We start from the raw sequence: 8,293 nt of genomic DNA, 5'->3' as shown, positions 1-8,293 counted from the left end.
CGCCAACGGAGCCCCCATGCCGCCCACCGGCCTGCGACACAACCGCGACTTCCTCCTGATCACCGTCGCCCGGACCGCCTCCAAACTCGGCACCCAGGTCACCGCCGTCGCCACACCGCTGCTCGTCCTGATGATGACCGGCTCCGCCACCGACGCCGGCCTCGTCGCCTTCGCCGAGGGCATGGCCCTCGTCCTCGTACTCCTGCCCGCCGGCCTGCTCGCCGACCGCCGCGACCGGCGCATCCTCATGCTCTGCTGCGACGGCGGCGCCCTGCTCGCCGTCACCGGCGTCATCGTCCTCGCCCTCGTCGGAGACGCACCAGTCCTGCTGATCGCCATCCTCGCCGCCGCCACCGCCGGTCTCGGCGCCGCGCTGCAACCCGCCGCCGCGGCGGCGACCCGCGCCGTCGTCCCGGCCCGCGACCTGCGTACGGCGACCGTGTTCAACGAGACCCGCAACGGCGTCGTACACCTGGCCGGCCCACCGCTCGGCGGCTTCCTGTTCGGCCTCGCCCCGGCACTGCCGTTCCTCGTCGACGCGATCTCCTACGCCGTCTCCCTCGTCGCCGTGGCCCTGCTGCGCGGCCCGCTCGGCCGGTCCCTGACCGAGCCGGGGGAGTCCCTGCCCCGGCAGGCGGTCGCCGGTGTCCGCTTCCTGTGGCGCCACCCCTCACTGCGGTTCACGCTGCTCAGCGGCGCCGTCCTGAACTTCGCGTTCGCCGGCGTGCTGCTGGCGATCATCGTCGTGCCGGTCCGCAACGGCGCCTCCGGCCTGTCCGCCGGAACCGTCATGGCGTGCGTCGGGCTCGGCGCCGTCGCCGGGTCACTCGTCGCGTCCTGGCTGACCGCCCGGATACCCACCCGCTGGCTGATCCTCGCGGTCGTCTGGGCCTGCGGCGTCCTGACCGCCGCCATGGCCACCACCGACAACGGACTGCTCCTCGGCGCGCTGGCCGGCGCCTGCGTCCTCGTCGTACCGGCGGCCAACATCAGCATGCTGACCCTCCAGACGCTACTGACCCCCGGCGACCTCCAGGGCAGGGCGAACGCCGCCACCAGTTTCATCGCGCTGATCGTCGCGCCGTTCGGCCCGGCGCTGGCCGGCCTGCTGATCGACCGGGTACCGGCCCCGATGGTGTTCGGCAGCTTCGCAGCCGTCATGCTGGCGCTCGCCGTCGTCGCCGCCCTCGCGCCCGCCGTGCGCGCCATGCCCGATCTGCGGTCCGTCGAGGAGGACGACCGGGAGGCGGGCGACGCCGAGCACCGCGACCCGCAGCCGGTCTGAGCCGACCGTCGCGCCGGCCGACGCGGGGGAGAGGCGCCGGTTGACGGCCCCGCTCCGCATGGCCGCGTCCCAACTCCACCCCGGAAGTGCTTCGAGGGTTCTGATGTGGTCAGGTGGGAGGTCACCGCGTTTGTACTGGACGCGTCGCCTGCTGACCCAGGCGCCAAGCCTGAGCCTCCCTCGGTGACGCGGGAGACTCAGACGGACGAACGGACGGTGAGGAAGGTGCCAGCGGCGCAGCCCGCTCGGCTATGAGCGGGCGTCGGTGGAAGGCGCGCATTAGCACGGTTCGATCACTGCTGACCGGTTTCCTCGCCGGTCACCTTGTCCTCGGAGCCGACGGACGGGGCCGTGCCGTCGCGGAGGTCGTGGGCGGCGCCGGGCACGGCGAACTCCAGCAGCCGGGCGCCTTCGGCCTCGATCTCGGCGCGCTCGATGGCGGTCAGCGGCCGGAACGGGTCGATCTCCAGAGTCGCTGACGCCTTGCCCGGACGGAGCTTCCAGGCGCCCGTCACCTGCCCGTCCACGAGGAAGGTGGCGCGCATCCCGTTGCGCGTCATGACCCGTTTGCGGGCCTCCTCTGAGATCACGCGGGTGCGGTCGGTATGGGAGGCCAGGAGGTTGTCGTATTCGGGCAGGAAGCGAACCGGCGCGCGGGCGTCGGCGTCGGGGCGTGGCGCATCCGGGAGGTCGAACAGCTCCACCCCGTGCTCGTCGCGGAAGACCGCCAGCCGTGGCCGCAGCCTCTCCAGGACGGGCCGCAGCCGGGTTCGGCCGGCCCACGTCTGCACGTCGGCGACCGACGCCGGGCCGAACGCGGCCAGGTAGCGCAGCACGATGTGTTCGGAGTCGGCGGCGGAGGCGGGCTCGGCTCCGGTCCAGCAGGCCGCCGTCGCGTACCGGGTGGTGCCGCCGACGCCCCAGACGGCGCGTGGCGGCACCTGCACCAGCGGTACCAGGTTCCGCACCACGGTGGCGAGTGCGCGGGGCTCGCGATCGGGCCACCGCTCGTGCAGCGCCGCGCCGAGTTCCTTCGGGGTGAGGGGTCGTGCGCCGAGCAATGCCCGGCCCGACTCCGCCACGGCCGCACGGTCCAGACCGGTCAGGATCGTCTTGAACGCGGTGTCCAGCTCACGGTCGAGCGCGGGCTGCGCCCATGGCCGCAACGAGCGGTAGTCCGCCGTGGTGACCAGGTGGACGGTGCTGCGCATCAGCGCGACCCGCACCAGGCGGCGTTTGGTCAGCGCGTCCGTCAGGTCGGCGGTGCCGAACTTCCGCAACCTGCTCCAAAGCCCGAAGTAGGGCGCGTAGGGCGCCTGCGCCTGCATGCCGACCAGCCGGGTGACCGCCTCCTCGGCGGTCGCATCGGTGCGTTCCAGCAGCATCTGACGGGCCAGCAGGGCTCGCCCCAGCTCCCGTCGCCGCAGCACCTGTGCCACCGTGCCGTCCTTTCCATCGTATGGCAGGGGCGGCGGATGCCGCCCCTGCCTCGTCGATCAGCCGCCGAAGTCGGCCCGGTGATCCGCGGCCCACCGAGCGTAGGTACGCGCGGGGTGCCCGGTGATCTGCTCGATGACGTCGTTGACCGGCGCGGGCCTGCCGACCGCCTGCGCCATGAGACCGAACAGCGCCGCCACGAACTCGGGGTCCATGAACTGGCTCATCTGCTCCAGCACGGGCTCCGGGTCGAGGTCCTCGACGGTGAGCGGGCGCCCCAACGTCTCGCCGAGGATGCGGACCTGCTGCGCCTGGGTCAGCGACTCGGGGCCGGTCAGGTCGTAGGCCCGCCCCGCTTGCCCGCCGCCGGTCAGGATCCGCGCGGCCACCTCGGCGACGTCCCTCTCGTGCACGGCGCTGAACGCGGCTTCGGCGTACGGCGCGCGAATGACGTCACCGCCCTGGAGCTGCATCGCGAACGTCAACGAGTTGATGGCGGGGAAGAGAAGCCGCAGGAACGTCCACTCGATCCCAGACGCCTCGATGGCCTGCTCGACGTCGCGGTGGTACTGGGCGATGACGTCGGGCTGCCGCTCGGCGCCCGGGACGATCGCCCCCGAGGACAGGAACACCAGCCGCCGCACCCCGGCCCGCCCCGCGGCCGCCAGTAGCGGAGCGACATCCATCCCGTACTGCAGAACCAGGAAGGCGGCTTCGACGCCGGCCAGCGCCGCTGGCAGCGTCTCGGGCTTGGTCAGATCGCCCTGGACGACGTCGACTTCCGCCGGGAGCCCGGCCTGTTCCGGGTACGGGTCAGCGCCCGTACCGGCGCACCCGCGGCGACCAGCTCTTCTACTGCCTGACGTCCGAACTGAGCCGTGGCACCAATGACGAGATACATGTGAGGGATTCCGTTCGTGTGAAGACTGGGGGGAGTCTGATGGGGTCCGCCTACAACCGGCGGCGGATCAGCGAACCTTGCGGAAGAACTGCTGGATGTCCTGGACGAGCAGATCGGGCGCGTCGTGGGCGGCGAAGTGACTGCCCCGGTCGTAGACGTTCCAGGAGACGATGTTTTCGTGGTCGCGGTCGGCGAACGTCCGGATCGACTGGTAGTCCCAGGCGAAGTTGGCCAGGCCGAGGGGCACGGTGGTCGGTTTCGGCACGGTGGTGCCCCGGCCGTTCGACTTCTGCTGTACGGGGGCCGCCGCCGCGTCCTCGTAGTAGAACCGGGCGGCTGAGGCGGCTGTGTTGGTCAGCCAGTAGATCATCACGTTCGTGAGCACGTAATCCGGGTCGAGCGAAGCGCCGAGCAGCTGCGCGTTCCAGCCCAGCAGGCCGGCCGGGGAGTCGGCGAGAGCGTGCGCCAGATTCTGCGGCTCGGTGGACTGGAGCTTGTCGTACGCTCCCCGGTTCTGGGTGAACCACTCGGCGAACGCGAGCTTGCCGCGCTCCTCCTCGGAGAGGCCGGCCAGTTCGGCGGGGTCGCCCGACGGGAACGAGAAGACCTGTGTCACGTGCACGCCGCAGACGTGCTCAGGATCGACCCGGCCCACCTCGGGCGAGATCAGCGATCCGCCGTCGTTGCCGGCCGCGCCGTACCGGTCGTAGCCGAGCCGCTGCATCAGCTCGGCCCAGGCCCGGGCCACCCGGTACCGGTCCCAGCCGCGCTCCCGGGTCGACCCGGAGAAGCCGAAACCCGGCACCGACGGAATGACCAGGTGGAACGCGTCCGCCGGGTCGCCGCCGTGCGCTCGTGGCTCGGTGAGCGGGCCGATCACATCCAGCCACTCGACCACCGAGGTCGGCCAACCGTGGGTCAGTATCAGCGGCGTCGCGTCCGGCTCCGGCGACCGCACGTGCAGGAAGTGGATGTTCTGGCCGTCGATCTCGGTGGTGAACTGCGGGTACGCGTTCAGCCTCGCCTCCCAGGCCCGCCAGTCGTACCCGGTGCGCCACCGCTCGACCAGCTGCCTCACGTAGCCCACCGGGACGCCGTACTCCCAACCGGGCGGCACCGGACCAGCCGGCGCCGACTCGTCCGCGGGCAGTTCCTCCGCCCACCGAGTGCGGGCCAGCCGCTGCTGGAGATCGTCGAGCTCGGCCTGGGGGATGTCGATCCGGAACGGTGCGACCGTGCTGTCGTTCGTCATGGTGATCAGCGTAGGAGGGAATTAGGCAAGGCCCGTTCCTAATAAACTGGCATACTGCGAAGAATGTTGGAAACCGCGGCGCGGCTGCTGCGCCTGCTCTCGCTACTCCAGACACCCCGCGAGTGGACCGGCGCCGAACTGGCCGAACGGCTGTCGGTCAGCACCCGGACCGTTCGCAACGACGTGGACCGCCTGCGGAACCTCGGCTATCCGGTGCACGGCAGCCGGGGCGCGGTGGGCGGCTACCGACTCGGCGCCGGGGCCACGCTGCCGCCGCTGCTGCTCGACGACGAGGAAGCGGTCGCGGTGGCGATCGGGCTGCGCACTGCCGCCGGGGGCACGATCACCGGGGTCGAGGAGACCTCGTTGCGCGCGCTGGCCAAGCTGGAGCAGGTGCTGCCGGCGCGACTCCAGCGTCGCGTTGACGCCCTCAAGCGGTACGCCGTCGTGGTGCCGCGGGACGACCTGGGCCCGCGGGTGGACGCGGACAGGCTGAGTGTCCTGGCCGCAGCCTGCCGGGACCACGAGCGCCTGCGATTCGGCTACCGAAGCCACGACGGCTCCGAGAGCCGGCGCGAGGTGGAACCGTACCGGCTGGTCAACTGGGGACGACGGTGGTATCTCGTCGGGTTCGACGTCGAGCGGGCCGACTGGCGAACGTTCCGGGTGGACCGGCTCCACCCACGTACCCCGACGGGCCCCCGATTCATCCCCCGCGATCTCCCCGAGGAAGCCGTCGACCAGGTACGCCGGGGCGTGTCGTCGGCCGCATGGCGGTACCGGGCCCAGGTCGTCGTACACGCACCGGCCGAACAGCTCATCGAGCAAATCAACGCCGCCATCGGCACCATCACCCCGGTCGACGACACCCACTGTCTGCTGGACACCGGCGCGGACAGCATCGAGGCGCTCGCCGTCCACCTCGGCCTGCTCGGCGTCGACTTCACCGTGACGGAACCCGCGGAACTCGTCGAACTCGTGCGTACGCTCGCCGGCCGCTACCACCGCGCCACCACCGAACCGCGTCCGCAGGACACCTAGGCCAGGGCCGCCTCGGACCGCCCGGCACGACCCAGCCGCGTGGGTCGGCATGGTCAGGTTGACTGCGCGGGGACGTCTCGCCCCTGAGACACCTCGAAACTCTGGAGAACCGTCCCACTTGAGCTGGTGAAGGAGGTCAGTGCCCTCGGGCACGGCGTCGACCGGCGTGGCGAGCATCGGCGCGACCGGCCGGCGCAGCACGGGGTCGGCTGTGGCCCCTGCCCGACGCGGGGCCGGGCTCACCGCCCGCGCCGGCTGTGAACGCTCCTCGCCTTCTCCATCGTGGGGGAGAGAGAGGCGGGGCAGGGGCGGAGATCCGCGACAACGAATGACCCGCCGGGAGCTGCGTTTCAGGGTGGGCGCGCCCTCGCCTACCTCGCCTGTTGCCACGAGGCGCAGCGAGGCGGGCAGGTTCCCGATCCACGGGTGATCGCCGGGAGTGATGGAGAAAGACCGGATGTCGGACGCGCTCGACGCGGAGGACATACAAGCCTGCCTGAGCACCCCGTCGCCAGATTCGATAATGCACATTATGTCAAGTAACCCGGAGACGGGACCTCTCCGAGCGCTCACGCGAGCAGGTGACCGCTTCGGCAGGCCTTCGGGTGCAGGCGGGTCGATTAGCCCACCCCTGTCGTGCCGCGTGCTCGACCTGGCGAGCGCTGGCACCGACAGTGAGCTCGCCGCCAGCCGCCTCGCACCGACAGACACGACATCGCCCGGCGTTGCCCGCCGGCAGGCACCAATCGCCTGAACCTCACCTCGCTCCACCCACCGTCCGCCGATCATGAAGTTGGCGGCGACAAATTGGACAGCACTCCCGGTCAACCTCATGATCGCCCGGAGCTGCCGCCAGTTCGCCGAGGTGGCTGCATCGGAGCACTGCGGTTACCGCCGTCTCGGCGAGGTGGAGTTGATCATCGCCTTGATCGTTCGCGCTCCCCCGAAGCGGGCCTCCTGGCGGGAACGCGAGAATCATGCATAATATCCCTTATGCATGACAAACCGGACGAAACGGTGAGGGCTCTCATCGAGGAGTTTCTGACCGCCCGGACCACCCGTAAGCCCTCACCGCACACCCTGGCCGCGTACCGGAGGGATCTGACCACAGTGGCCGAGCTGGTGTCGGCGGACGGTGACGCCACTCCCCTCCCCCTGGACCGGCTGGCGGTCAGCGCCCTCTCCCCCCGCGTGATGCGCGCGGCGTTCGCGCGGTTCGCCGCTCCCCGCGCCGCCGCGTCGGTCCATCGCGCCTGGTCGACGTGGAACAGCTTCTTCACGTTCCTGGTTGCCGAGGGCGTCGTACCGGGAAATCCGATGCCCGCGGTGGGTCGGCCCCGCACGCCTCTCCCCCGGCCCAAGCCGCTGCGGGGCGAGGACACCCCGGAGGAACTGCTGGCGGCGGTGGCGCGCGCGGAGGGCCGGCAGCGTGATCCGTGGCCGGAGCGCGACCTGGCGGTGCTGGCGCTGGCGTTGTGCGCGGGGTTGCGGCTGTCGGAACTGCTGGCGCTGCGGGTGTCGTCGGTGGCCGGGCGCGCCGGCGAGCGGCGGGTGGACGTGGCGGGCAAGGGCGGGCGGCCGCGTACGGTGCCGATCGAGGACGCCGTGGACCGGGTGCTGGCCGGTTATCTGGACAGCCGACGGCACCGGTTCGGGTCGCGCAGTGTGCGGCCGGACGCGCCGTTCCTGGTGGACCGTCAGGGTGAGCCGTTGCGGCGGGGTGGTCTGCAGTACCTGGTGGAGTCGTGTTACCGGCGGGCGGGCATCGGTGACCGGGTGCCTCGGGGCGCCCGGTTGCACGCGTTGCGGCACACGTTCGCGACGCGGCTGGCGGAGGACGGGGCGAGCGCGGCGGAGATCATGCGGTTGCTGGGGCACGCGTCGTTGGCGTCGTCGCAGACGTACATCGAGGTGACGGCGGGTCAGCAGCGGGCGGCGGTGGCGGCGAACCGCACCAACCGGGCGTTGTCGGGGTTGACGCCGCCGCGGTGACGGGCGCGCGGCGGTCCGACCTGCTGGCAGGATCGGTGGGATGCGAGTCGGTGCGGCGCGGGCGGTGGCGGTCGGGTGGGTGCGCGAGCGGATGCGCGTCGATCCGTTGATCGAGGGGGCGTTCTTCAGCGGGTCGACTGTGGGGTTGCCGGACGACGCGGTGCTGCCGGTGTCGTCGGACGTGGACGTGTTGCTGGTGCGCCGTGAGCCCGGCGCGAAGGTGGGCAAGTTCGTGCACCGGGGGGTGCTGCTGGAGGTCAGCACTGTCACGTGGGAGGAGTTGGGTGGCCCGGAGGACGTGCTGGGGTCGTGGGTGTTCGCGCCGATGTTCCGTACCGATGGGGTGATCGCGGATCCGTCGGGCCGGCTGGCCGCGGCGGTGGCG

At 71.5% G+C, this 8,293-nt stretch carries 6 protein-coding genes and 1 pseudogene; 4 read left to right on the top strand and 3 right to left on the bottom strand.

The genetic code is table 11. The features are described from left to right. Positions 1 to 1,285, top strand: a 1,285-nt coding sequence (locus tag EAD96_RS30715) for an MFS transporter (protein ID WP_233586247.1), incomplete at its 5' end; no start/stop codon positions are given. 293 nt (positions 1,286 to 1,578) lie between these two features. Here EAD96_RS30715 and EAD96_RS30710 read toward each other — a convergent pair. From EAD96_RS30710 to EAD96_RS30700, 3 genes are all read right to left on the bottom strand, one after another. Next, positions 1,579 to 2,724 (bottom strand): winged helix DNA-binding domain-containing protein, encoded by a 1,146-nt coding sequence (locus EAD96_RS30710; RefSeq protein WP_233586246.1) that lies wholly within the window; start codon positions 2,722 to 2,724, stop codon positions 1,579 to 1,581. A 57-nt stretch (positions 2,725 to 2,781) separates the two neighbouring features. Next, positions 2,782 to 3,462 carry an NAD(P)H-binding protein gene (locus tag EAD96_RS30705; RefSeq protein ID WP_233586248.1) on the bottom strand — a complete coding sequence of 227 codons (681 nt, stop codon included), beginning with the start codon at positions 3,460 to 3,462 and terminating at the stop codon, positions 2,782 to 2,784. A 228-nt stretch (positions 3,463 to 3,690) separates the two neighbouring features. After that, positions 3,691 to 4,875 carry an epoxide hydrolase family protein gene (locus tag EAD96_RS30700; RefSeq protein ID WP_121686690.1) on the bottom strand — a complete coding sequence of 395 codons (1,185 nt, stop codon included), beginning with the start codon at positions 4,873 to 4,875 and terminating at the stop codon, positions 3,691 to 3,693. Positions 4,876 to 4,938: 63 nt separating this feature from the next. Here EAD96_RS30700 and EAD96_RS30695 point away from each other — a divergent pair, with 63 nt between their 5' ends. From EAD96_RS30695 to EAD96_RS30685, 3 genes and pseudogenes are all read left to right on the top strand, one after another. Next, on the top strand, positions 4,939 to 5,916 hold the full coding sequence (locus tag EAD96_RS30695; protein ID WP_121686689.1) for a YafY family protein: 978 nt from the start codon (positions 4,939 to 4,941) through the stop codon (positions 5,914 to 5,916). A gap of 993 nt (positions 5,917 to 6,909) precedes the next feature. Continuing rightward, positions 6,910 to 7,908: a tyrosine-type recombinase/integrase gene (locus EAD96_RS30690; protein WP_121686688.1), complete on the top strand. Its 999-nt coding sequence runs from the start codon at positions 6,910 to 6,912 to the stop codon at positions 7,906 to 7,908. 40 nt (positions 7,909 to 7,948) lie between these two features. Then, positions 7,949 to 8,293 (top strand): annotated as a pseudogene (locus tag EAD96_RS30685) (hypothetical protein); the annotation flags it as partial.

It is taken from the genome of Micromonospora sp. BL1 (assembly GCF_003667485.1).
Lineage (GTDB): Bacteria > Actinomycetota > Actinomycetes > Mycobacteriales > Micromonosporaceae > Micromonospora > Micromonospora tulbaghiae.
Note: the sequence above shows the minus strand (reverse complement) of the source record. Positions and strands in the feature narration are given on the sequence as shown.

Bases quoted from the DNA above. Each gene is read 5' to 3' on its own strand.
- EAD96_RS30695 (WP_121686689.1), top strand. From the start codon at position 4,939: ATGTTGGAAACCGCGGCGCGGCTGCTGCGCCTGCTCTCGCTACTCCAG.
- EAD96_RS30700 (WP_121686690.1), bottom strand. From the start codon at position 4,875: ATGACGAACGACAGCACGGTCGCACCGTTCCGGATCGACATCCCCCAG.
- EAD96_RS30690 (WP_121686688.1), top strand. From the start codon at position 6,910: ATGCATGACAAACCGGACGAAACGGTGAGGGCTCTCATCGAGGAGTTT.